Source organism: Rhodanobacter sp. IGA1.0 (assembly GCF_040208325.1).
Classification (GTDB): Bacteria; Pseudomonadota; Gammaproteobacteria; order Xanthomonadales; family Rhodanobacteraceae; genus Rhodanobacter; species Rhodanobacter spathiphylli.
Genome location: NZ_CP157948.1, coordinates 802,330 through 827,013 on the forward strand (window position 1 = coordinate 802,330; position 24,684 = coordinate 827,013).

General features: G+C 67.6%; 21 protein-coding genes. 15 read left to right on the forward strand and 6 right to left on the reverse strand.

Annotated features, from left to right (window positions below; all coding sequences use genetic code 11):
- The first annotated feature begins 4 nt into the window (after positions 1-4).
- The 13 genes from ftsL (at position 5) to lpxC (ending at position 15,566) form a co-directional block, all read left to right on the forward strand.
- The gene (ftsL, locus tag ABNK63_RS03485) at positions 5-265 is read left to right on the forward strand and encodes a cell division protein FtsL (protein ID WP_193385086.1); all 261 of its coding nucleotides are present in this window, start codon (positions 5-7) and stop codon (positions 263-265) included.
- Positions 262-2,076, forward strand: a complete 1,815-nt coding sequence (locus ABNK63_RS03490; RefSeq protein ID WP_007809396.1) for a penicillin-binding protein 2 — start codon at positions 262-264, stop codon at positions 2,074-2,076. The genes ftsL and ABNK63_RS03490 overlap by 4 nt, the downstream gene beginning before the upstream one ends.
- Positions 2,073-3,635, forward strand: coding sequence for a UDP-N-acetylmuramoyl-L-alanyl-D-glutamate--2,6-diaminopimelate ligase (locus ABNK63_RS03495; protein WP_350016707.1), 1,563 nt, complete (start codon positions 2,073-2,075; stop codon positions 3,633-3,635). The genes ABNK63_RS03490 and ABNK63_RS03495 overlap by 4 nt, the downstream gene beginning before the upstream one ends.
- Complete coding sequence (gene murF, locus ABNK63_RS03500; protein WP_350016708.1) at positions 3,632-5,002, forward strand: UDP-N-acetylmuramoyl-tripeptide--D-alanyl-D-alanine ligase; 1,371 nt, start codon at positions 3,632-3,634, stop codon at positions 5,000-5,002. Before ABNK63_RS03495 ends, murF begins: the two co-directional genes overlap by 4 nt.
- Positions 4,992-6,092, forward strand: a complete 1,101-nt coding sequence (gene mraY, locus ABNK63_RS03505) for a phospho-N-acetylmuramoyl-pentapeptide-transferase (protein ID WP_350016709.1) — start codon at positions 4,992-4,994, stop codon at positions 6,090-6,092. Before murF ends, mraY begins: the two co-directional genes overlap by 11 nt.
- A gap of 117 nt (positions 6,093-6,209) precedes the next feature.
- Complete coding sequence (gene ftsW, locus ABNK63_RS03510) at positions 6,210-7,442, forward strand: putative lipid II flippase FtsW (protein WP_007809402.1); 1,233 nt, start codon at positions 6,210-6,212, stop codon at positions 7,440-7,442.
- Complete coding sequence (gene murG, locus ABNK63_RS03515) at positions 7,439-8,512, forward strand: undecaprenyldiphospho-muramoylpentapeptide beta-N-acetylglucosaminyltransferase (protein WP_007809403.1); 1,074 nt, start codon at positions 7,439-7,441, stop codon at positions 8,510-8,512. The genes ftsW and murG overlap by 4 nt, the downstream gene beginning before the upstream one ends.
- Positions 8,509-9,948, forward strand: a complete 1,440-nt coding sequence (murC, locus tag ABNK63_RS03520; RefSeq protein ID WP_007809404.1) for a UDP-N-acetylmuramate--L-alanine ligase — start codon at positions 8,509-8,511, stop codon at positions 9,946-9,948. Before murG ends, murC begins: the two co-directional genes overlap by 4 nt.
- Complete coding sequence (locus ABNK63_RS03525; protein ID WP_350016710.1) at positions 9,945-10,886, forward strand: D-alanine--D-alanine ligase; 942 nt, start codon at positions 9,945-9,947, stop codon at positions 10,884-10,886. The genes murC and ABNK63_RS03525 overlap by 4 nt, the downstream gene beginning before the upstream one ends.
- Complete coding sequence (locus ABNK63_RS03530; protein WP_350016711.1) at positions 10,883-11,617, forward strand: cell division protein FtsQ/DivIB; 735 nt, start codon at positions 10,883-10,885, stop codon at positions 11,615-11,617. Before ABNK63_RS03525 ends, ABNK63_RS03530 begins: the two co-directional genes overlap by 4 nt.
- A gap of 10 nt (positions 11,618-11,627) precedes the next feature.
- A complete protein-coding gene (gene ftsA, locus ABNK63_RS03535) occupies positions 11,628-12,860 on the forward strand; it encodes a cell division protein FtsA (RefSeq protein WP_007809407.1) in 1,233 nt (410 codons plus the stop codon).
- Between the two features lie 122 nt (positions 12,861-12,982).
- Entirely contained in the window at positions 12,983-14,176 is a 1,194-nt protein-coding gene (gene ftsZ, locus ABNK63_RS03540) for a cell division protein FtsZ (RefSeq protein ID WP_007809408.1), read from the forward strand.
- 475 nt (positions 14,177-14,651) lie between these two features.
- A complete protein-coding gene (gene lpxC, locus ABNK63_RS03545; protein ID WP_007809409.1) occupies positions 14,652-15,566 on the forward strand; it encodes a UDP-3-O-acyl-N-acetylglucosamine deacetylase in 915 nt (304 codons plus the stop codon).
- 179 nt (positions 15,567-15,745) lie between these two features.
- Here lpxC and ABNK63_RS03550 read toward each other — a convergent pair whose 3' ends face one another.
- A complete protein-coding gene (locus tag ABNK63_RS03550) occupies positions 15,746-16,228 on the reverse strand; it encodes a DUF721 domain-containing protein (protein ID WP_007809410.1) in 483 nt (160 codons plus the stop codon).
- 27 nt (positions 16,229-16,255) lie between these two features.
- On the opposite strand from ABNK63_RS03550, the gene ABNK63_RS03555 reads away from it, so the two are divergent.
- Both ABNK63_RS03555 and secA read left to right on the forward strand, forming a co-directional pair.
- Positions 16,256-17,185, forward strand: a complete 930-nt coding sequence (locus ABNK63_RS03555) for a M23 family metallopeptidase (RefSeq protein WP_007809412.1) — start codon at positions 16,256-16,258, stop codon at positions 17,183-17,185.
- Between the two features lie 192 nt (positions 17,186-17,377).
- The gene (gene secA, locus ABNK63_RS03560; protein ID WP_350016712.1) at positions 17,378-20,113 is read left to right on the forward strand and encodes a preprotein translocase subunit SecA; all 2,736 of its coding nucleotides are present in this window, start codon (positions 17,378-17,380) and stop codon (positions 20,111-20,113) included.
- 69 nt (positions 20,114-20,182) lie between these two features.
- On the opposite strand, the gene ABNK63_RS03565 is transcribed toward secA, so the two are convergent.
- From ABNK63_RS03565 to ABNK63_RS03585, 5 genes are read right to left on the reverse strand one after another with little or no spacing between them, the layout of a single operon-like run.
- Complete coding sequence (locus tag ABNK63_RS03565; protein WP_007809415.1) at positions 20,183-21,034, reverse strand: symmetrical bis(5'-nucleosyl)-tetraphosphatase; 852 nt, start codon at positions 21,032-21,034, stop codon at positions 20,183-20,185.
- Between the two features lie 15 nt (positions 21,035-21,049).
- Positions 21,050-21,433 (reverse strand): Co2+/Mg2+ efflux protein ApaG, encoded by a 384-nt coding sequence (gene apaG / locus ABNK63_RS03570; protein WP_350016713.1) that lies wholly within the window; start codon positions 21,431-21,433, stop codon positions 21,050-21,052.
- Between the two features lie 56 nt (positions 21,434-21,489).
- Complete coding sequence (gene rsmA / locus ABNK63_RS03575; protein WP_007809419.1) at positions 21,490-22,278, reverse strand: 16S rRNA (adenine(1518)-N(6)/adenine(1519)-N(6))-dimethyltransferase RsmA; 789 nt, start codon at positions 22,276-22,278, stop codon at positions 21,490-21,492.
- Positions 22,278-23,327, reverse strand: a complete 1,050-nt coding sequence (gene pdxA, locus ABNK63_RS03580; RefSeq protein ID WP_350016714.1) for a 4-hydroxythreonine-4-phosphate dehydrogenase PdxA — start codon at positions 23,325-23,327, stop codon at positions 22,278-22,280. Before pdxA ends, rsmA begins: the two co-directional genes overlap by 1 nt.
- Positions 23,328-23,342: 15 nt before the next feature.
- The gene (locus tag ABNK63_RS03585) at positions 23,343-24,680 is read right to left on the reverse strand and encodes a peptidylprolyl isomerase (RefSeq protein WP_007809423.1); all 1,338 of its coding nucleotides are present in this window, start codon (positions 24,678-24,680) and stop codon (positions 23,343-23,345) included.
- Between the last annotated feature and the right edge of the window lie 4 nt (positions 24,681-24,684).

The following is a 24,684-nucleotide window of genomic DNA, read 5'->3' on the forward strand; positions in this document are numbered from 1 at the left end:
GGCCATCGGCGCCCTCTGCCTGCTGGTGTTGCTGGTGGCCGTGCTGGCCAGCGCGCTCGGCGTGGTGTGGACGCGCCACGAGAGCCGCGTGCTGTTCGTCAACCTGACCGCGCTGCAGAACCAGCGCGACGAGTTGAACATCGAATACGGCAAGCTCGAACTGGAGCAGGCCACCTATGCCGAACCCCGGCGCATCGACGACGAGGCCCGGCAGAAGCTGGGCATGGTCGATCCGCGCCCGCAAGACATCCGGTTGCTGCGATGAGCTGGCGCAAGCACGTCAAGCCATCCCCGCCCGGTCGCCGCCGCGTCGCAGGTCCCAGTGCGCGGCGCCGCATGATCGTAGTGGTCGGCCTGCTGGGGCTGGTTTCCGCAGCGCTGGTCGCGCGCGCGTTCGACCTGCAGGTGGTGCGCAAGGAGTTCTACCAGCGCCAGGGTGACGCGCGCTTCCTGCGCGAAGTGCCGATCCCGGTGTCGCGCGGCACCATCTTCGACCGCAACGGCGAGCCGCTGGCGGTGTCGACGCCGATGATGTCGATCTGGGCCAATCCGTCCGAGGTGCTGGACAACGACGAGCGCATTCCCGCGCTGGCCCAGGCGCTTGGCGTGGAAGCGGACGGCCTGAAGGCGCAGCTGGCGCAGCGTTCGGATCGCGAGTTCGTCTACCTGCGCCGGCAGATGTCGCCGGCCGCGGCACAGGCGGTGCTGGACCTGGGCATTCCGGGGATCAACGGCCAGCGTGAATTCAAGCGCTACTACCCGTCCGGCGAAGTCACCGCCCACGTGCTCGGTTTCACCAACATCGACGACCGCGGCCAGGAAGGCCTGGAGCTGGCGTACGACGAATGGCTGGCCGGCAAGCCGGGCGCCAAGCGCGTCATTCGCGACCGCATGGGTCACGTGGTCGAGGATCTGGAGCAGGTGCGCGCGCCCAAGCCCGGCCAGAACCTCACGCTGAGCATCGACCGGCGCATCCAGTTCCTGGCCTACAACGAGCTGAAGAACACGCTGGAGAAATCGCAGGCCGACTCCGGCTCGATGGTGGTGCTCGACGTGCGCACCGGCGAAGTACTGGCCATGGTCAACCTGCCGACCTACAACCCGAATGCGCTGGGCGGCAGCAAGCCGGGCCAGCGCCGCAACCGGGCGATGACCGACGTGCTCGAACCCGGCTCGACGATCAAGCCGATCCTGATGGCGGCGGCGCTGTCCAGCGGCAAGTACACGCCGACCAGCCCGCTCATCGACACCACCGGCGGGCACTGGTACTTCCAGGGCCACGACATCCACGACACGCACAACTACGGCGTGCTGACCCCGACCGGGGTGATCACCAAGTCGAGCAACGTGGGCGCGGCGCACATCGCGATGCAGCTGGACACCTCGCTGATGTACGACACCTATCGCGCGTTCGGCTTCGGCAACAGCACCGAGAGCGGCTTCCCCGGCGAAGCCTCCGGCTATCTGCGCATCGGCCGCGACTGGCGCCCGCTGGAAAAGGCCATTCTCGGCTACGGCTACGGACTCAACGTCACCGTGCTGCAGCTGGCCAATGCCTACGCCACCATCGCCGATGGTGGCGTGATGCACAGCCCCACCTTCATCAAGGACAACGACAGCACCGCGAAGCAGATCATCTCGCCCGAGGTGGCGCACGAACTGCTGCAGATGATGGAGACGGTGACCGGGCCGGGCAGTACCGGCACGATGGCGCGCATCGCCAACTACAGCGTGGCCGGCAAGACCGGCACCGCGCACAAGGCCGCCGGCGGCAGCTATGCCAAGAGCAACTACACCTCGGCGTTTGCCGGCATCGTGCCGGCCTCCAGCCCGCGCCTGGCGGCGGTGGTGGTGATCGACAACCCGCAGAAGGGTAGCTATTACGGCGGCACCGTGTCCGGTCCGGTCTTCTCCAAGGTGATGGAGGGCGCGCTGCGCCTGCTCGACGTGCCGCCCGACAATATCGGTCGCTGGTATGTCGGCGGTCCGCTGCAGAGCCCGGACGGGCTGGTCGGCAGCAAGCCGCCGGTGGATGCGCCGATCGACGACGCGCCCGTGGACGAGGACACGCCATGAACACCGGCCACCTCGATCAATTGCTGCTGGGCATCGCAGACGCGCAACTGGCAGCGATGCCGGAAGCCGCGCGCATGACGGTCTCCGGCCTGAGCCTGGATTCGCGCAGCGTGCAGCGCGGTGACGCGTTCTTCGCGCTGCATGGCACCCGCGCCCATGGCATCAGCTTTGCGCCTGCCGCCGTGCAGCGCGGCGCGCGCATCGTGCTGGCCGAGGCGCCGGCGACAGGCGAATCGCTTCCCTCGCTGGCAGGGGAAATTGACGAGGGCGGAAGGGATGCACTGCCGCAGGCAGTCGGCGAGGTGCCGGTGCTGTGGATCGACGACCTGCACGCGCAGGTCGGCGAGATCGCCGCGCGCTTCCATCAGCGACCCAGCGAGTCGCTGCGCCTGATCGGCGTGACCGGTACCAACGGCAAGACCTCCTGCGTGCAGCTGCTGGCCCAGGCGCTGACCCTGCTGGGCCATCGCGCCGCCTCGATCGGCACGCTCGGCGCAGGCGTGCACGGCCAGCTGCACGAGGGCGAACGCACCACCCCCGACGCGATCAGCGTGCAGGCGCAGCTGGCGGCGTTCCGCGACGACCGGGTCAGCCACGTGGCGATGGAAGTTTCCTCGCACGCGCTGGTGCAGGGGCGCGTGGCTGCGGTCGACTTCGAAGTGGCCGCATTCACCAACCTCACCCGCGACCACCTCGACTATCACGGCAGCATGGAAGCCTACGGCGCCGCCAAGGCCATGCTGTTCGCGTGGCCGGGTCTGCGCAGCGCGGTGATCAACATCGACGACGCGTTCGGCCGCGAGCTTTCGAGTCAGCTGTCCGATGATCTGCAGTTGCTGCGCTTCAGTGCGGCCGGCGACGACGAGGCGGAAGTTGCCGCCAGCGACATTGTCACCTCGGCCGAGGGCCTGGCCTTCCATCTGCGCACCCCGTGGGGCAGTCAGGCGATCCGCAGCCAGCTGATCGGTCGCTTCAACGTGGCCAACCTGTTGGCCGTGGTGGCCAGCCTCGGCGCGCTGGGCGAACCGTTCGCGCGCATCGTCGAAGTGGTCGCCCGGCTGCAGCCGGTGAATGGCCGGATGAACCGGATCGGCGGCGTACACGGCCAGCCGCTGGTGGTGGTCGACTACGCGCATACCCCGGATGCGCTGGAGCAGGCACTGAATGCCGTGCGCGCCCACTGCGCCGGCAAGCTGATCTGCGTGTTCGGTTGCGGCGGCGAGCGTGACGCCGGCAAGCGCCCGTTGATGGGCGAGATCGCCGCCAGGCTGGCCGACGTGGCGATCGTCACCGACGACAACCCGCGGGGTGAGGACGGCGACGCGATCGTGGCGCAGATCGTGGCCGGCATGACTGCCGCGCCGGCGATGGCGGTCGAGCGCGATCGCGCGGTGGCGATCGCCGACGCGCTGGCGCTGGCCAGGCCGGGCGATGCGGTGCTGATCGCCGGCAAGGGCCACGAGACCTATCAGGACGGCGCGACCGGCAAGCATCCGTTCGACGACCTGCTGGTGGCTCGTGCTGCGCTGGAGCAATGGCAGCGGGAGCAGCGCGCATGATGGCGCTCGCCACCATCGCCGTGTGGACCGGCGGCCGCCTGCTTGCGGGCGATGCCGAGATCACCGGCGTGGCCATCGATACGCGCAAGCTCAAGCCCGGCGACCTGTTCGTCGCGATCAAGGGCGAGCGCGCCGACGGCCATGACTACCTGGCCGAGGCTGCCGCGAGGGGCGCGGTGGCCGCGATGGTCACGCGCAAGGTCGACAGCGACTTGCCGCAGGTGCTGGTCGACGACGCCGGATTGGCGCTGGGCGACCTGGCCAGTGCGGTGCGCGCCCAGCGCGACGTGCGCGTGGTCGGCATCACCGGCTCCAACGGCAAGACCACGGTGAAGACCCTGGTCGCCTCGATCCTGTCGCGGCACGGTCGCACCCATGTCAGCGGCGGCAACTACAACAACGAACTGGGCCTGCCGCTGAGCCTGCTGGCGATGCCGGCCGACACCGAATACGCGGTGTTCGAGATGGGCGCGGGCAAACCCGGTGACATCGCGTACCTGGCTGCCATCGCGCGGCCCGATATCGGCCTCGTCACGCTCATCGCGCCGGCGCATCTTGAGCGCATGGGCAGCATCGAGGGCGTGGCCGAAACCAAGGGGGCGCTGTATCAGGCACTGCCGGTCGACGGCACCGCGATCATCAATGCCGACGATGCGTTCGCCAGTTTCTTCGGCGGCCTGGCCGGTTCGCGCCAGGTGCTGCGGTTCGGCCTGGAGCACCGGGCCGACGTGGGCGCCGACATCATCGAGCAACGCGTGGACGGTTCGCGTTTCGTGCTGAGCACGCCCCGGGGCGACGCCGAGGTGGCGCTGCCGCTGCCCGGTCGCCACAACATCGCCAACGCATTGGCCGCGGCCGCGGTGGCGCTGGCGCTCGATGTGCCGCTGGACACCATTGTCGCCGGGCTCGAGCAGTCCTCCGGCGTGGCCGGCCGGCTGCGCCGCGTGGTGGCTGCCGGCGGCTGGACCGTGATCGACGACAGTTACAACGCGAACCCCGGTTCGATGGCGGCGGCGATCGACACGCTGCTGCTGGCCGGTGGCGAGCGCTGGCTGGTGCTGGGCGACATGGCCGAGCTGGGCGCCGATGCGCGGGCACTGCATGCAGGCATTGGCGCGATGGCGCGCCAGCGCGGCATCGAGCGCCTGTTTGCGGTGGGCCCGTTCGGTGCGGCGACGGTCGAGGCCTTCGGCGCCGGCGCCACGCACTTCGACGACAAGCCGGCGCTGATCGCCACGCTGCAGGCGCAACTGCATCCGGGCGTCACCTGCCTGGTCAAGGGTTCGCGTTCGGCCGGCATGGAGCAGGTCGTGGCCGCCATCGACGGTGGCGCAGAGAAGAAGGGGGAGGCATCCCATGCTGCTTGAGCTGGCCGACTGGATGGCACGGCATTTCACGGCGCTGCACCTGTTCCAGTACATCACCTTCCGCACGATCATGGCCGCGCTCACCGCGCTGGCGATGTCGCTGCTGTGCGGGCCGTGGCTGATCAATCGGCTGGCTGCGCTGAAGGCGGGCCAGGTGGTGCGCAGCGACGGTCCGCAGACGCACCTGGTCAAGGCCGGCACGCCGACCATGGGTGGCGTGATGATCCTGCTGTCGGTCACCGTGGCCACCCTGCTGTGGGCCGACCTGCACAACCGCTACGTGTGGGTGGTGCTGGCAGTGCTGCTGAGCTTCGGCGCGATCGGTTTCTACGACGACTACCGCAAGCTGGTGCTGAAGGACAGCCGCGGCCTGGCCAGCCGCTGGAAGTATTTCTGGCAGTCGGTGTTCGGGCTCGGTGCGGCGCTGTTCCTCTACTACACCGCACCGCATGCCGCGGCCGCCGGGCCGGTGGCGGAAACGGCGCTGTACCTGCCGCTGTTCAAGCACGTGGTATTGCCGCTGGGCCTGTTCTTCATCGCCATCACCTACTTCATGATCGTGGGCTTCTCCAACGCGGTGAACCTCACCGACGGCCTGGATGGCCTGGCGATCATGCCGACCGTGCTGGTCTCCGGCGCGCTGGGCGTGTTCGCCTATCTGGCCGGCAACAAGGTGTTCTCCGAATACCTGGGCATCCCCTCGATTCCCGGTGCGGGCGAGCTGGCGATCTTCACCGGCGCGCTGGCCGGTGCGGGGCTGGGCTTCCTGTGGTTCAACACCTATCCGGCCCAGGTGTTCATGGGCGACGTGGGCGCGCTGGCGATGGGCGCGGCGCTGGGCTGCGTCGCGGTGATCGTGCGCCAGGAGATCGTGCTGCTGGTGATGGGCGGCGTGTTCGTGATGGAAACCGCCTCGGTGATGATCCAGGTCGCCAGCTTCAAGCTCACCGGCAAGCGCGTGTTCCGGATGGCGCCGATCCACCACCACTTCGAATTGAAGGGCTGGCCCGAGCCGCGTGTGATCGTGCGCTTCTGGATCATCAGCGTCGTGCTGGTGCTGATCGGCCTCGCCACGTTGAAGGTGCGGTGATGATCAAGGCCGGGAATCGGGCATCGGGAATCGGGAAGCGGAAGGGCGTGCGCCTGTGCGCTTTTGCCCATTCCCCATTCCCCATTCCCCATTCCCGTGCCTCCAAGGGACGCACCCATGTTTGACGCCTCGCAAGCCAGACGCCGGACCGGGCCGCGCGGCAGCTTCGACTTGTGGCTGCTGGTCGCGCTGATCGGTCTGGCCAGCGTGGGCGTGGTGATGGTGACGTCCAGCTCGATCGCGGTGGCGGACAGCCAGCACATCGGCGCGTTCTACTTCCTGAAGAAGCACCTGCTGTTCCTCAGCCTTGGCCTGCTCGCCGCTGCCCTGGCCATGCGCACCGAGCTGAAGCTGCTGGAGAAGTACGCGTTCCCGCTGCTGGCGCTGGCCTTCCTGATGCTGCTGGCGGTGTTCGTGCCGCACTTCGGCATGCGCATCAACGGCGCGCGGCGCTGGCTGAACCTGCTGGTGACCACGTTCCAGCCGGTCGAGGCGGTAAAGCTCATTCTGGTGATCTACGTGGCCAGCTACCTGGTGCGCCATCGCGACAGCGTGGAGACGAAATTCCTCGGCCTGTTCAAGCCGTTGCTGGTGGCCGGCCTGATCGTGCTGCTGCTGCTGGCGCAGCCGGACTTCGGCTCGGCCACGCTGGTGATCGCGGTGACCATCGCGATGGTCTGGCTGGGCGGCGCGCGGCCGATCTTCCTGTTCCTGATGGGCCTGCCGCTGATGCCGCTGCTGTATGTCGCGGCGACCGGCGAGAGCTACCGCATGAAGCGACTGACCTCGTTCATGGACCCGTGGAAGGACCCGTTCAACGACGGCTTCCAGCTGACCCAGTCGCTGATGGCTATCGGCCGCGGCGAGTGGACCGGCGTGGGCCTCGGTTCGAGCGTGTTGAAGCTGTCCTACCTGCCCGAGGCGCATACCGATTTCATCTTCGCGGTGATCGGCGAGGAGCTGGGCCTGGCTGGCGTGATCCTGGTGATCAGCCTGTTCGGACTGGCGGTGGGCCGCGGCCTGTACATCGGCCTGAAGGGCGTCGAGGTGGGCCAGCGTTTCGCCGGCTATGTGGCGTTCGGCATCTCGCTGATGCTGGCGATGCAGGCCTTCGTGTCGGTGGGCGTGAATCTCGGCGCGCTGCCGACCAAGGGGCTGACGCTGCCGCTGATCAGCTATGGTGGTTCGTCGATGGCGCTGACCTGTGCCATGGCCGGCGTGCTGCTGCGCGCCACCTACGAGATCAACCGTGCGCTGGACGCGCGGCAGATGGCCACCCGGATGCCGGCAGCTGTCGCTGCTGTCGACGCGAGCGCCGCGGCAACGCCGCGCGAGGCGGTGGCTGCATGACCGCGCAGCGTCCCGTGCTGATCATGGCCGGCGGCACCGGTGGCCATATCTTCCCCGGACTGGCCGTGGCCGAATGCCTTCGGGCGCAGGGCGTGCCGGTGGTGTGGCTGGGTGCGGTCGGCGGGATGGAAACGAACGTGGTGCCGTCCCAGCGGATCGAGCTGCACACGGTGGCCGTCGGCGGTCTGCGCGGCAAGGGTTGGAAGACCCGGTTGCTGGCGCCGCTGATGCTGTTGCGTTCGCTGCTGGCCTCGCTGGCCGTACTGCGCCGGGTGAATCCGCGCAGCGTGCTGTCGATGGGTGGTTATGTCGCCGGCCCCGGTGGCGTGGCTGCCTGGCTGTTGCGCCGACCGTTGCTGGTGCACGAACAGAATCGGGTGGCCGGCTTCACCAATCGCAAGCTGGCCGCGCTGGCGAAGCGCGTGCTGGCCGGTTTCGCCGATGCCTTGCCGCAGGCCGAATGGGTCGGCAATCCGGTACGCGACGCGATCGCCGCCCTGCCGCCGCCGGCGCAGCGCATGGCGGGGCGGGAGGGCAGGCCACGCCTGCTGGTGCTCGGCGGCAGCCTGGGCGCGCGCGCACTGAATCTCGCGCTGCCGCAGGCACTGGCCCTGTTGACGGCGGAACAACGGCCCGAGGTGCTGCACCAGTGCGGCAACCGCGGTCTGGACGAGGCGCGCGCCGCGTATGCGAAGGCCGGCGTCGAGGCGCAGGTGGTGCCGTTCATCGATGACATGGCGGCTACCTACGGCCGCGCCGACCTGGCCGTCTGCCGCGCCGGCGCGCTGACCCTGGCCGAGCTGGCTGCGGCCGGACTGGGTGCGGTGCTGGTGCCGTTCCCGCACGCGGTGGACGACCACCAGACGCGCAATGGTGAAGTGCTGGTGGCGGCCGGAGCCGCCGAACTGATGCAGGAGAACGAGCTGGACGTACAGATTCTGGCGCAGCGACTGGAGTCGCTGCTGGGTGACCGCAAGCGCCTGCTGGCGATGGCCGAGGCCGCGCGCACGCTGGCGAAACCCGACGCGGCGCAGGTCATCGCCCGCGCATGCCTGGAGGTGGCCGCATGACGCCGCGTCGCCTGCATGCGCACGAAGATCCGATGAGCACGTTCCGCCGGGTGCACTTCATCGGCATCGGCGGCGTCGGCATGAGCGGCATCGCCGAAGTGCTGCACAACCTGGGCTACGCGGTCTCCGGCTCCGATCGGGCGAACTCGCCGACGGCACAACGGCTGCAGCAACTGGGCATCGTGGTGCACGTGGGCCATGCGGTGGAAAACATCGGCGACGCCGACGTGGTGGTGACATCCAGCGCGATCAGGCAGGACAACCCCGAGCTGGTCGCCGCCCGCGCCGGCCGCATTCCGGTGATCCCCCGCGCGGAGATGCTGGGCGAACTGATGCGTTTCCGCCGCGGCGTGGCGATCGCCGGCACCCACGGCAAGACCACCACCACCAGCCTCACCGCCAGCGTGCTGGCCGAGGCCGGTTACGACCCGACCTTCGTGATCGGTGGCCAGCTCAACGCGGCCGGCGCCAATGCCCGGCTGGGCACCGGCCAGTACCTGGTGGCGGAAGCGGACGAATCGGACGGCTCGTTCCTGATGCTGTCGCCGGTGATCGCGGCGGTGACCAACATCGACGCCGACCACCTGGAGAATTACCACGGCGATTTCGCCGAGGTGAAGCAGGCGTTCGACGACTTCCTGCACCGGCTGCCGTTCTACGGCCTGGCCGTGCTGTGCGTGGACGACCCGGAAGTGGCGGTGCTGGCCAAGTCCACCACGCGGCGGGTGATGACCTACGGCATCGACAGCGCGGACGCCGACGTGCGCGCGCTGAAGGTGAGCCAGCACGGCTTCGAGATGCACTTCGACCTGCAACTGCCGGGGCGCGACGAGGTGCTGCCGGTGAAGCTCAACCTGCCCGGTCGCCACAACGTGCTCAATGCGCTGGCCGCCGCGGCGATCGGCTGGCAGCTCGGCGTCGAGGCCGATGCGCTGGCCCGTGCGCTGGAGAATTTCCAGGGCGTCGGCCGGCGTTTCCACCGGCGCGGGGAGCTTGCGCTGGACCACGGCAGCGTGCTGCTGGTCGACGATTACGGCCACCACCCCCGCGAACTGGCCGCGGTGTTCGCCGCCGCCCGCGGCGGCTGGCCCGACCGGCGCCTGGTGGTCGGTTTCCAGCCGCACCGCTACAGCCGCACGCGCGACCTGCTGGACGACTTCGCCAACGTGCTGGCCGAGGCCGACGTGCTGGTGCTGACCGATGTCTACCCTGCTGGCGAGGCGCCGATCGCCGGCGCCGACGGTCGCGCCCTGGCGCGCGCCGTGCGTGCGCGCGGCAAGGTCGATCCGGTGCTGGTCGAGCATCCGCGTGATCTGAAAGAGAGCCTGCCGGCGCTGCTGCGCGATGGCGACCTGCTGCTGCTGCTCGGCGCGGGCGACATCGGCGCGGCGGCGGTGGAGCTGGCGCAAACGGGCAACCTGAGGACAAGCAAGTGAGCACGATGATCAAGGACCCTGCCCAGTTCGGACGCGTCGCCGTGGTGATGGGCGGCAGCTCGGCCGAGCGCGAAGTGTCGCTGGATTCCGGCCGCAACGTGCTCGATGCACTGCGCGCGCGCGGCATCGACGCCCATGCCATCGACGGCATCCCGGCCCTGCTCGATGCGTTGCGCGCCGGGCACTTCGCCCGGGTCTTCAACATCCTGCACGGCCAGCATGGCGGCGGCGAGGATGGCGTGCTGCAGGGCGCGCTGGAATCGCTCAACGTGCCGTACACGGGCTCCGGCGTGCTGGGTTCGGCGCTGTCGATGGACAAGACCCGCTCCAAGCGCGTGTGGCAATCGCTGGGCCTGCCGACCCCGAAGTTCGTGGCGCTGCCGCGTGGCGCCGACGTGCACGCGGCGGCGAAGCAGGTCGGCTTTCCGCTGATCGTGAAGCCGGCCTGCGAAGGTTCCAGCGTTGGCGTCACCCGCGTGTTCGACGAATCGCAACTGGACCAGGCGGTGGAGCTGGCCGCGAAGTATCCCGGCGACCTGCTGATGGAAACCCTGATCGAGGGTGACGAACTGACCGTCGCGATCCTCGGGCGCCAGGTGCTGCCGTCGATCCACATCGTGCCGAAGGGCGCGTTTTACGACTACAACGCGAAGTACATCGCCGAGGACACCCTGTACCTGTGCCCCGGCCAGGAAGGCGAGGCCGAGGCGGAACTGCGCGCGCTGGCGCTGCAGGCGTTCGACGCGCTGGGCTGCGCCGGCTGGGGTCGGGTCGACGTGATGCGCGATCGCGCCGGTCGCAACTGGCTGCTGGAAGTGAACACCGCGCCGGGCATGACCTCGCATTCGCTGGTGCCGAAGGCCGCCGCGGTGGACGGCATCGACTACCAGGAGCTGTGCTGGCGCGTGCTGGAAACCAGTTTCCGGGAGGGCCTGTGAAGGGAGCCGTCCGCCTCGTCGCCTGGTGCCTGGCCATCGCCCTGGTCGCGCTGCCGATCGTCGGCGTGCTGCGCGGCTGGTTTGCGGCCGGGCGCTGGCCGGTGACCCGGTTGACGGTGCAGGCCGAGTTCAAGCACGTCAGCGAAAGCGACCTGCGCGCCGCGGTGCGGCCGCGGTTGGGCAAGGGCTTCTTCGCGCTGGATCTGGATGCGGTGCAGAAAGCCGTGGCCGCGCTGCCGTGGGTGGAATCGGTCGAGGCGCGCAAGCGCTGGCCCGACACGCTGCAGTTGCGCATCTACGAACGCCAGCCGTTCGCGCGCTGGAACGACAGACAGCTGATCAGCCGCCAGGGCCTGGTGTTCGATGCGCCCGGCATGAATGACCTCGGCGACCTGCCGGAACTGCATGGCCCGGATGCCAGGCTGGCCGAGGTGGTGAGCTTCTACGCCCAGACACAGAAGGCCTTCGCCGGCACGCACCTGCGCATCACCGGCGTGGCGCTGACCGAGCGCGGCAGCTGGAGCATCGGCACCGCGGGCGGTGCGCAGATCGTGATCGGCGACCGCGAGCAGGCGGGTCGTCGCCTGCGCCGCTTCCTCGAGGTCTATCCGCAACTGATCGCCGGACACACCGAGGGTTTTGCCTACGCCGACCTTCGCTACACCAACGGATTCGCCGTGCGCTGGCCCGATGCGGCCGCCGCCAACGCTGGGGGTTCGCCTCGCACATGAGCATTTTTCTATGAAGCCGCGCAACGACAAGCAACTGGTGGTGGGGCTCGACATCGGCACCTCGAAAGTGGTGGCGATCGTGGGCGAGTACGAGCCGGGCGAGCCGATCACCGTGATCGGCATCGGCACCCACGTCTCGCGCGGCATGAAGCGCGGCTCGGTGGTCGACATCGAATCGACCGTGCACTCGATCCAGCGCGCGGTGGAGGAAGCCGAGCTGATGGCCGGCTGCGACATCCGTTCGGTCTACGCATCGATCTCCGGCAGCCACCTGGAAACCCGCAACTCGCACGGCAACGCGGCGATCCGCGACCGCGAGGTCACCGCGGCGGACCTGGAGCAGGTGCTGGAGGCGGCCAGCGCGGTGGCGATCCCGGCCGACCGCAAGGTGCTCTACAAGGAGTCGCAGGAATACCGCATCGACGGCCAGGACGGCATCCGCGCCCCGGTCGGCATGAGCGGCGTGCGGCTGGAGGCCAACGTGCACCTGGTCACCGGCGCGGCCGCGGCGGTTCAGAACATCTCCAAGTGCATCCAGCGCTGCGGCCTCACCGTGGATGAACTGGTGCCGTCGGCGCTGGCCAGCGCCAAGGCGGTGCTCACCGACGACGAGCGCGAGCTGGGCGTGTGCCTGGTCGACATCGGCGCCGGCACCACCGACATCGCGATCTACACCCAGGGCTCGATCCGCTACACCGCCTCGCTGCCGGTCGGCGGCGACCAGGTCACCAGCGACATCGCCTACGGCGTGCACACGCCGACCGCCCACGCGGAGGAGATCAAGATCAAGTACGCCTGCGCCCAGACCGGGCTGGCGCACGCCGAGGAAACCATCCAGGTACCCAGCGTGGGCGACCGCCCGCCGCGCCGGCTCGCGCGGCAGTCGCTGGCGCAGAGCGTGCAGGCCCGCTACGAGGAAATCTTCGAGATGGTGCAGGACCAGCTGCGCCGCTCCGGCTACGAAAGCCTGGTCGCGGCCGGCGTGGTGCTGACCGGCGGCGCCTCGAAGATGGAAGGCGCGCTGGAGCTGGCCGAGGAGATCTTCCACAAGATGGTGCGCATCGGCGTGCCGCAGCAGATCGACGGCCTCGGCGAAGTGGTCTCCAGTCCGCTGCACGCCACCGGCGTGGGCCTGCTGCTGCACGGCGCGCGGGCGGGCGGCATGCGCGTGGGCGGGCCGGTCGGCGGCAGCGTCGGTGGCCTGGTCGGGAAAGTGCGTGGCTGGCTGACGCGGAATTTCTGAAGCACGGTTGCGGATGACGCAGGACGCGTCATCCAGGGTGGAGGGACATCCACCCATCACCATGGACCGACAGGAGTCGTCATCCATGGTTAAAACGACAACAACTCTACGGAGGACGGGAAATGTTTGAACTGATCGATAAACTCGCACCCAATGCAGTCATCAAGGTGATCGGCGTGGGCGGCGGCGGTGGCAATGCCGTGGCGCACATGCTCAACGCCAACATCGAAGGCGTCGACTTCGTCGTCGCCAACACCGACGCCCAGGCGATGACCAGCTGCGGCTCGCGTACCCACCTGCAGCTCGGTGGCAACGTGACCAAGGGTCTCGGCGCCGGCGCGAACCCCGAAGTCGGCCGGCAGGCTGCGCTGGAGGATCGCGAACGGATCGAGGCGATGCTGGAAGGCGCCGACATGGTGTTCATCACCGCCGGCATGGGCGGCGGCACCGGTACCGGCGCCGCGCCGGTGGTGGCGCAGCTGGCCAAGGAGAAGGGCATCCTGACCGTGGCCGTGGTGACCAAACCGTTCCCGTTCGAAGGCCGTCGGCGCATGCAGGTCGCCCTGAAGGGCATCGAGGACCTGTCGCAGCACGTCGACTCGCTGATCACCGTGCCGAACGAGAAGCTGCTCAGCGTGCTCGGCCGCGAAGTGACCCTGCTCAACGCGTTCAAGGCGGCCAACGACGTGCTGCAGGGCGCCGTGCAGGGCATTGCCGACCTGATCACGGCCCCGGGCCTGATCAACGTCGACTTTGCCGACGTGCGCACCGTGATGTCGGAGATGGGCCTGGCGATGATGGGCTCGGGCACCGCGCGCGGCGACGATCGTGCCCAGGCCGCGGCCGAGGCGGCGATCAAGAACCCGCTGCTGGAAGACGTCAACTTGAATGGCGCCTGCGGCATCCTGGTCAACGTCACCGCCGGTCCGAACCTCACCATGCGCGAGTTCGACGAGATCGGCCGCATCATCCACGACTTCGCCAGCGAAGACGCCACCGTGGTGATGGGCACCTCGCTCGACCCGGAGATGAAGGACGACGTGCGTGTAACGGTGGTCGCCACCGGCCTCAACCGGGCGATGGCCTCGCGCCAGCAGCCGCCGATCCGCATGGTGGAAACGAGCCAGCAGGTGCAGATGCGTCCGCGCCCGGTGGTGCTGCGCACCGGCACCGGCAACGAGGTGGTCGACTATGCCCAGCCTGACGTGGTGCATTCGAACCAGGGCAGGACCGAACCCGCGGCGCCGGCGAAGCACGCCGAGCCCGGCTTCGACTACCTGGACATTCCGGCGTTCCTGCGCCGCCAGGCCGACTGAAGAGGTGACTTCCGGCAGGCTGACTTCCGACAGGTTCAAACTGTTGGGGGAGATGCGAAAGTATTGAACAAATCCGCGTTGGGCCGGTCACTGCAGGACTCACCGGGCTCGCCGCCTGCCGATGGCAGCGTGGCGGATTCGGGTGTCCTGGCCGGTACACGCAGGTCCAGGCACGCTGCCGGTAGTGCCCCGTGATACCGCAACAAGACTGTGCATCAGGACGATGCATGGCCTGTCGCCACGGCTTTGCCGTGACGGCAGATCCGATGTCCCGTGCCGGATTCCCGTCCCCGGCACGGGACGTCGTGTCGGTCGCCGTTCTCCCCGGGAAATCAGATGGATACCCGTCGCTTCAGGGATGAAGGAACCATGAAGGCATAATCAGACTGTACGGTACGGTTTGCTTTTACCACAGGTTAAAACTGTGTTAGCATCCGCCCCTGATTGGCTGCTGCCTACACAGGTACCAACAAAAATGATCAAGCAGCGTACCCTCAAGAACATCATCCGGGCGACCGGTGTCGGCCTGCATACCGGCGACAAGGTCTACATGACCTTGCGTCCCGCGGCGCCCAATACCGGCATCGTGTTTCGACGAACGGATCTCGATCCGCCGGTCGATATCCGCGCGCGTGAGGATCATGTCGGCGATACCCGCCTGTCGACCACCCTGGTCAATGGCGACGTGCGCGTCTCCACGGTCGAGCATCTGCTCTCGGCGATGGCCGGACTGGGCATCGACAATGCCTATGTCGACCTTTCCGCGCCGGAAGTGCCGATCATGGACGGCAGCGCCGGTCCCTTCGTGTTCCTGCTGCAGTCCGCCGGCATCGAAGAGCAGGCCGTGGCCAAGCGCTTCATCCGCATCAAGAAGCCGGTGAAGGTGCAGGAAGGCGACAAGTGGGCCAGCTTCGAGCCGTTCGAAGGCTTCAAGGTGGGCTTCTCGATCGACTTCAACCATCCGATCATCAGCCAGCGCACCTCGCGTGCCGAGATCGACTTCTCCACCACCTCCTTCGTCAAGGAAGTGAGCCGCGCCCGCACGTTCGGCTTCATGCGTGACATCGAGATGCTGCGCGAACACAACCTGGCGCTGGGCGGTTCGATGGACAATGCCGTGGTGCTGGACGACTACCGCGTGCTCAATGAGGACGGCCTGCGTTACGAGGACGAGTTCGTCAAGCACAAGATCCTCGATGCGATCGGCGACCTGTACCTGCTCGGCCACAGCCTGATCGGCGCGTATCACGCGCACAAGTCGGGTCATGAGCTGAACAACAAGCTGCTGCGCACGCTGATGGCCGACGCCTCGGCGTGGGAAGAGGTCAGCTACCAGGACGATCCGGCCACCTCGCCGATCTCCTACGCCCATCCCGCCCAGGCGATCTGAGCCCACGCCGCGGCAGCGGCGCTCCTGTCAAAACGAACGGCCGTGTCTCGCGACACGGCCGTTTTCGTGACGGGCGTCACATTTTGCCCGCGTCATGTTTCACGCCCCCGCGACATCCCGGCTTATTCCTTAACAAAGTGCATGCTATAAACCTCACACCGAATTGACGGGCGGCGACTTCAGCCCGCGTCGGCAGCAGGGGAATCAGCGGTTTCGGCGAAGGACGCCAGCTCAAGGAACAGTGCCCGCAATTCGGGGTCTGTGAATGACGCGGCGGCCGCCACGAGGTGGGCGGCGGCGGCAGGCGAAAGCGGTTTTGACCGATCCGGTGGTGTTGCGGCCGGTGGTTGGGGGACCACTTTCACGGTGACTGAACTGGCGCGCGTGCCGATGGCATGTGCGGCGGCAAGGATCTGTGTCTGCATCAAGCGCAGACGCGATGCCCAGCCCGGTGAAGACGCCAGGAAGACGAGGCGGTCGTGGCGCAGGTTGGCGAATCTCACCTGCTCGCGCAACGGCGATGGCAACGTCTGGCGCAATGCGCGATCCAGCGCTTCCAGCGACTCGGCCTTCTGGGCCAGGGTCGCGAAGGAGCCGCAATCGACAAGTGACTTCGGTCCGTTGTCGCGGCGGCGGGAAGTGGCCGGGGTAACGCGTTGCATGGTGCCGGAAATCGATCTTGGAAAGACATGCAAATCATACTCGTATCACGTGCCCGGAAATTGCCGCAAACCCTTGATCTGGCGAACCGACGCCTGCGCTGGAAGCTGTTCGCCCTGGCATCGGTGGCGGTGCTGGCCTGCATGAGCGCCGGCGTGGCGCTGGCGCTGCTGGTGGCCAGCCCGAGAGATCGCTCGCTGGCCGAGATCCATGCCTTGCAGCAGGAGATCGGTCAGCAGAAAGCCCAGTTGGGCACCGTGCGCGAGGATGCCCGGCGCGGGCTGGACGCGCTGGCCGTGAAGCTGGGTCAGCTGCAGGCCCAGTCGACCCGCCTGAACGCGTTGGGCGAACGCCTGGCCGAGGTCGGCAAGCTGGACAGCGGCGAGTTCAACTTCGACCAGCAACCCGCCGTGGGCGGTGTCGAGGACGCCAGCGGCACGGCCTATGCGCTGCCGCCCTCGCTGGACAGCGGCATCAACCAGCTCGCCAGCCAGTTCGACCGCCAGCAGGCCCAGTTGTCGGCGTTGCAGAGCCTGCTGCTCGACGCCAAGATCGAATCGAATCTGAAGCCCACCGGCATGCCGGTGCCGGGTTACATCTCCTCGTACTTCGGCGTGCGCGCCGACCCGTTCGACGGCCATTCGGCGAGGCACACCGGCATCGACATATCGACGCCCCTGGGTACCGCCGTGCACACCGTGGCCGAGGGCATGGTGACGTTTGCCGGCGTGCGCAGCGGCTACGGCAAGGTGATCGAGATCGACCACGGCAACGGCTACATGACCCGCTACGCCCACAACAGCGCGCTGGAAGTGCGTCCGGGCCAGCACGTGCAGGTCGGCGACGTGGTCGCCAGGGCCGGCTCGACCGGTCGCTCCACCGGTTCCCACGTGCATTTCGAAGTCTGGTACGACGGCCGCGTGGTCAACCCGCTGGCCTTCGTGCGCAATCACCGCTGAGCCTTTTCCGGCGGTTGCCGCCACTTGAATCGGGCGCCCGCCGGCGCCATTCAGGATGGCGGGTGCGGCATCTGCGACTGCACGCATCCCCTCCAGTCCGGCCTGACGGGCAGTGCCGAGCGGGCATGTAGTAACATGCCCGATTGGCCCGCGCCCGTGGCGGGCGTTTCAACTCTCCAACCCGGAAAATCGATGTTCAATCGTGCCCTGACGAGCCTGTTTGGTAGCCGCAACGAACGCGTGCTGCGCCAGATGTCCAAGAGCGTCAACCGCATCAATGCGCTGGAGCCGGAATTCGAGAAGCTGAGCGACGACGAGCTGCGCGGCAAGACCGACGAGTTCAAGCAGCGCGTCGCCGCCGGTGAATCGCTGGACAAGCTGCTGCCGGAAGCGTTCGCCGTGGTGCGTGAGGCAGCCAGGCGCACGCTGGGCATGCGCCATTACGACGTGCAGATGATCGGCGGCATGGTGTTGCACCAGGGCAAGATCGCCGAGATGCGCACCGGCGAAGGCAAGACCCTCGTCGGCACGCTGCCGGTGTACCTCAATGCGCTGGCCGGCAAGGGCGTGCACGTGGTCACCGTCAACGACTACCTGGCGCGGCGCGACTCGGCCCAGATGGGCAAGCTGTACAACTTCCTCGGGCTGACGGTGGACGTCGTGTATCCGGGCATGGACCACGCCGACAAGTACGCCGCCTACCGCGCCGACATCACCTACGGCACCAACAACGAATTCGGTTTCGACTACCTGCGCGACAACATGGCGCTCAGCAAGGAGCAGCGCTACCAGCGCGGCCTGCACTACGCCATCGTCGACGAAGTCGACTCGATCCTGATCGACGAGGCGCGCACGCCGCTGATCATTTCCGGGCCCGCGGAGGATTCCCCGCAGTTGTATCTCGCGGTCAACAAGATCGTGCCGCGGATGATCCGCCAGGCCGAGGAAAACGGCGAGGGCGACTACTGGGTCGACGAGAAGCAGAAGCAGGTGCATCTGTCCGAGGCCGGCATGCAGCACGCCGACGAGCTGCTGCGCGAGGCCGGCGTGATCGACCAGGACAGTGGCCTGTACGACTCCAAGAACCTGGCGGTGGTGCACCACCTCAACGCGGCGCTGAGAGCCAACGGCATCTACCAGCGCGACGTGGACTACATCGTGCGCGACGGCGAGGTGATCATCGTCGACGAGTTCACCGGCCGTACCCTGGCCGGCCGGCGCTGGTCCGACGGCCTGCATCAGGCGGTCGAGGCGAAGGAAGGCGTGCCGATCCAGCGCGAGAACCAGACGCTGGCCACGGTGACGTTCCAGAACCTGTTCCGCATGTACAAGAAGCTGGCCGGCATGACCGGCACGGCCGATACCGAGGCGTTCGAGTTCCAGAGCATCTACGGCCTGGAGGTGGTGGTGATCCCCACCCACAAGCCGATGATCCGCAAGGACAACCCGGACATGATCTTCCTGTCGCAGACGCCGAAGTACAACTCGGTGATCGAGGACATCAAGGATTGCCACAGGCGCGGCCAGCCGGTGCTGGTCGGCACCACCTCGATCGAGGTGTCCGAACTGCTGTCCGGGCTGTTGAACAAGGCCGGGGTGAGGCACGAAGTGCTGAACGCGAAGCAGCATGAGCGCGAAGCGCACATCGTGGCCCAGGCCGGTGCGCCGGGGCAGGTGACCATCGCCACCAACATGGCCGGTCGCGGTACCGACATCGTGCTCGGCGGCAGCCTCGAGGCTGCGCTGGCGGCCTTGCCGGAAGGCGCCAGCGAGGTCGATCGCGCCCGCGTCAAGGCCGAGTGGAAGAAGCTGCACGAACAGGTGCTCGCCGCTGGCGGTTTGCACATCATCGGCACCGAGCGGCACGAATCCCGGCGCATCGACAACCAGCTGCGCGGCCGTTCCGGTCGCCAGGGCGATCCGGGCTCCTCGCGTTTCTACCTGTCGCTGGAAGACAACCTGCTGCGCATCTTCGGTGGCGAAGGCCTGGTGCGCTGGATGAAGCGCTTCGGCATGAAGGACGACGACGCGCTGGAAGATCGCATGATCAGCCGGCAGATCGAGAAGGCGCAGCGCAAGGTCGAGCAGCACAACTTCGACATCCGCAAGCACCTGCTCGAATTCGACGACGTCGCCAACGACCAGCGCAAGGTGATCTACCGCCAGCGCGACGAATTGCTGGACGGCGAGGAAGTGCAGGCGACTGTTGCGGACATCCGCGAGGACGTGGTGCAGTCGATGGTGCGTGCCTACGTGCCGGACGAGAGCATCGACGACCAGTGGGACCTGGCCGGGCTGGATCGCGAGCTGGAAAGCGAGCTGGGCCTGTCGCTCGACCTGAAGTCGTGGATCGAGCAGCAGCACGAGGTCGACGCGAAGATGCTCCTCGAGCACGTCCGTGGCGCGGTGAACGAGCTGTTCCAGGCCAAGGAAGCGCAGATCGGTGCCGAAACCATGCGCCAGCTCGAGAAGCACATCATGCTGACCGTGGTGGACAACGCCTGGAAGGATCACCTGGCCAGCATGGATTACCTGCGCCAGGGCATCTACCTGGTGGGCTACGCGCAGCAGGACCCGAAGCAGGCGTTCAAGCGCGAGTCGTTCAAGCTGTTCTCCGGCATGCTCGAACGGATCAAGGGCGAAGTGATCCAGATGCTGGCGCGCATCCGCATCCGCAGCGAGGAGGAAGTGGCGGCGATGGAGGCCGAGCAGCAGCGTCTGGCCGACCGCCTGCAGCAGCAGATGCTGGCCACGGGCGGCGGTGCGCCGCCGGCCGGTGCATTCGGCGGCGACTCTGCCGACGAATCCGCCGTCGGTGCCGGTATCCGCATGGCGCCGCAGGCCGAAGGCCCCAAGGTCGGCCGCAACGAACCCTGCCCCTGCGGCTCGGGCAAGAAGTACAAGCACTGCCACGGCCAGCTCGCCTGAGCTGCCGCGACAGTCCCCATGAAAAACCCCGCCGCGGCGGGGTTTTTCATGGCTGGAGGCGCTCGCGAATCAGTCTTCGCCGCCGGGTGGGCGTTTCCGGTGGGGTTCCGCGTCGACCGTGACGTAGCGCGGTTCGTCGCCGTCCAGCTGCAGCGCGGTGAGTTGTCCGCCCCAGACGCAGCCGGTGTCGATCGCGTGCACGCCCAGTCCGGCGAAGCGACCCAGTGCCGACCAGTGGCCGCAGACGATGCGGGTATCACGCTTGCGCATGCCGGGCACCGAGAACCACGGATACAGCCCCGGCTTCTGCGTGCCGGGAACGCCCTTGGCATCGAAGTCGATGCGGCCGTTGACGTCGCAGTAGCGCATCCGGGTGGTGGTGTTGATGGTGGCACGCTGGCGGTCCAGCCCCTGCAGGCGTGCCGACCAGACGGCCGGCCGATTGCCGAACAGGTTGCGCAGCAGACGCGGGTGGCGCGGACTGGACAGTTCACGCTCCACGTCCTGCGCGGCCCGCAATGCCTGGCGCAAGGTCCACATCGGGGCCAGCCCGGCGTGCACCATGGTCCAGTTGAGCCGTTCGTCGTGGTGCACCAGCTTCTGCGAGCGCAGCCATTCGAACAGCACCGGCGCATCGTCGGCGAACAGCACTTCGCGCAACTCGGGATTGACCCGCGCCTGCGCGTCCGGGCGGCGCTGCGAGATCGCCAGCAGGCTGAGGTCGTGGTTGCCCAGGGTGATGATGCTGGACTCGCGCAGGCCGTGAATCAGCCGCAGCGTGTCCAGCGACTGCCCGCCGCGGTTGACCAGGTCGCCGCAGAACCACAGCTGGTCCTGCGCCGGATCGAAGCGCAGCTTTTCCAGCAGGCGTTGCAACTCGGGATAGCAGCCCTGCACGTCGCCGATTGCGTACGTCGCCATGTCAGTCCCTGACCATCAATGCAGCGTACGCGGAATGGACAGGGTGAAAGTCGGGATCGGCGCCTCGAATTCCGTGCCGTCGTCGGCGAGCATCCGGTAGCTGCCGCCCATGGTGCCCACCGGCGTTTCCAGCACCGCGCCGGAGGTGTATTCGAAATCGTCGCCCGGGCGCATCCACGGCTGTTCGCCGACCACTCCTTCGCCGCTGACTTCCTCGACCTTGCCGTTGGCGTCGGTGATCATCCAGCGTCGGGCGAGCAGGCGTGCCGGCATCGCTCCGGCATTGCGCAGGGTGATGGTGTAGGCAAAAACGTAGCGATTGTCACCCGGCTTGGACTGGTCCGGAACAAAGCGTGTCTGGACCTGCACGTCGATCGTGTAGGAAGGTTTTTCAGTCATGTCGCGATTGTACGGCCTGCCGCCGTGATTGGGTGGCGTTGCCGCGGGTGCGTCGATCAGCGATCGCCGTAGACCTTGGCCAGGCGCACGAAATCCGCCGGCGCCAGTGTCTCGGCGCGGGCGCGCGGATCGACGTCGGCGCGGCGGATCGCGTCGGCATCGAGCAGTTGCGCCAGGGCATTGGACAGGGTCTTGCGGCGCTGTCCGAACGCCGCCTTGACCACGCTGTAGACGTGTTCGGGTCGCGCATCGTGCAGTTCTTCCGGAGCCAGCGGCAGCAGGCGTACCACAGCCGAGTCCACCTTCGGCGGCGGGCGGAACGCTTCCGGCGGAACCTCGAACAGCGGTTCCACCCGGCAAGCCAGCTGCAGCATCACCGACAGCCGTCCATACGTCTTGCTGCCGGGCTCGGCCGCCATGCGGTCGACCACTTCCTTCTGCAGCATGAAGTGCATGTCCTGGATGGCGGCGGCATGTTCGACGCAGTGGAACAGGATCGGGCTGGAGATGTAGTAGGGCAGGTTGCCCGCGATGCGCAGACGGGAGACGCCGTGGCTGTGCGCCATCGCGGTGAAGTCCACCTTGAGCACGTCGGCATGGACGATGTGCAGTTCGCCCGCGCTGGCCGCGCGCGCCTGCAGGCCGGGGATCAGGTCGGTGTCCAGTTCGATCGCGGTGAGCCTGCGGGCCGCGGCCAGCAGCGGCAGGGTCAGCGCTCCCTCGCCCGGCCCGATCTCGACCACGAAGTCCTCGGCGCGCGGCCTGATCGCGCTGACGATGCGATCGATGTAGCGGCCGTCATGCAGGAAGTGCTGGCCGAAGCTTTTCTTGGGGCGCGCGTTCATCAGGCGGATGCTTCCGGGGAAAGCGGTCCTTCGGCATGCTCTTCGCCCCGCGGGGAAGCGGAGGAGCGAGCGGCGCCGCGTGCCACCAGGTCCATCGCCATCTTCGCCGCGGCGATCAGGCTGGAAGGATCGCCGCGGCCAGTGCCAGCCAGATCCAGCGCGGTGCCGTGGTCGACCGAGGTGCGGATGAACGGCAGGCCGAGGGTAAGGTTGACGGTACGGTCGAAGGCTTCGCTCTTCAGTACCGGCAGCGCCTGGTCGTGATACATCGCCAACACCGCATCGTAGCTCTTGCGTTGCGCCGGCACGAACGCGGTATCGGCCGGCAGCGGCCCGATCAGCTGCATGCCTTCGCGACGCAAGGCCTCGATCACGGGGATCAGCGTGTCGATTTCCTCGTGGCCGAGGTGGCCGGCTTCACCCGCGTGCGGGTTGAGGCCGAGCACGGCGATGCGTGGCGAGGCCAGGCCGAACTTCGTCTGCAATTCCGCGTGCACGATGCGCAGCGTGCGCATGAGCGTGGCCGAAGTGATCGCGGCAGGCACGGCCGCGAGTGGCAGATGGGTGGTAGCCAGCGCCACCCTCAGCTCGGGGCTGGCCAGCATCATCACCACCTCGGCATGGGCGCGTTCGGCGAAGAATTCGGTGTGTCCGCTGAAGCGGATGCCGGCGTCGTTGATCGAGGCCTTCTGCAGCGGCGCGGTGACGACTGCGGCGTAGCGACCCGCCATGCAGCCGTCCGCTGCTTCGCTCAGCGTGTCCAGCACGTGGCGGGCATTGCGTGGATCGGGTCGACCCGGCGCTTCGTCGACCGCCAGGGGCACATGCCGCACGCGCAGCGTGCCGGGTTGACGTTCGGTGATGTCCGAACCGTCGTCATCGATCAGCGTGACCGGAACTGCGCAGCGCGAGGACGCGCGGCGCAGCAGGCTGCGGTCGGTGATGGCGACGAGATTGGCCGGCAGGGACGTGCCAGCCAGCCGGACCAGCAGCTCCGGGCCGATGCCTGCCGGCTCTCCGGCGGTGACCGCGAGCCGGGGCAGCGGCATGGCGTCCAACCGCGCTTACGGCGACTTGGCGGACTGGTCGTCCGCGCTGCGCAGCTCGGGTACCAGCACGTTGATGTAGGCGTTGGAACGCAGGTCGCGCAGATAGTCTTCGTATGCCTGCTCGGACTTGCGGGTGCCGATCGCCTGGCGTGCCTGGTCGCGGGCGATCTGCACCGTCTGGTCGCTCTGGCGCTCGCCGAGGCGTTGCAGGATGTGCCAGCCGGCTTCGCTCTGGAACGGCTTGGATACCTCGTTGTCCTTCAACTGGTCCAGCTGGTTGGCGATGGTCTTGCCCCAGGCATCCTTGGGGAACCAGCCCATGTCACCGCCGACGTTGGCCGAGGTGTCGTCCTTCGAATATTCCTTGGCCAGGGCAGCGAAGTCCTCGTGCTTGTCGACGATGCGCTGGTACAGGTCGCGCGCCTTCTGCTCGGCCTGCTCCGGCGTCACCAGCTCGCTGGGACGGATCAGGATCTGCCGGGCATGCAGCTCGGTGACCATCTTGCGGCTGCTGTCGCGCTGGTCGACCAGCTTGAGGATGTGGAAACCGGTCGGACCGCGCAGGGCGGGGCTGACGTCGCCGGGCTTCATGGTGGCGATGGTGTCGGCGAACGCGGGCGGAATCTCGTCCAGCCGGCGCCAGCCGAGGTCACCACCTTCCAGCGCATCCGAAGCATCGGAATAGCGGATCGCGGCCGCGTTGAAGTCCATGCCGCCCTTGATCGCGGCCATTGCCGCCTCGGCCTTGGCCTGGCTGGCCTGGATGGCCGCGGCGTCGCCGCCGGCGGGAATGCTGATCTGGATATGCGCCAGGTGCACTTCGCCGGACTTGTAGGTCGGGCTGCTGAGCAGGTTGTCAATCTCGCTGTCGGTCACCGACACGGAGTCCTGCACCACGCTCTGGTGCAGGCGCTGCACCGTGATCTGGTCACCGATCTGCTCGCGGAAGGCCGCGAAGCTGCTGCCGCTGCGCTCGACCTCGGTACGCAACTGGTCGGGGCTGAGATTGTTCTGCTGCGCCACACCCTGGATGGCCTGATCGATGTCGGCGTCGGACACCCGAATGCCCTGGTCCTGCGCCTTCTGCACCTGCAGGCGCATCAGCACCAGCCGGTTCAGTACCTGCTGCTGCAGCACGTTCATCGGCGGCAGTTGGTCGGTATGGCCGGCGTACTGCTGCTGCACCGAGAGCACGGCGTCGTTCAGCTGGCTCTGCAGGATCACGTCTTCGTTGACCACGGCCACGATCCGGTCCAGCGGCTGGCTGGCCGGCGCAGTCGGGGTCAGCAACTGGGCGTGAGCGGGCAGGATGATCGCAAGCGCGAGCAGAAGGGATGCGAAGGTTTGCTTCATCAGT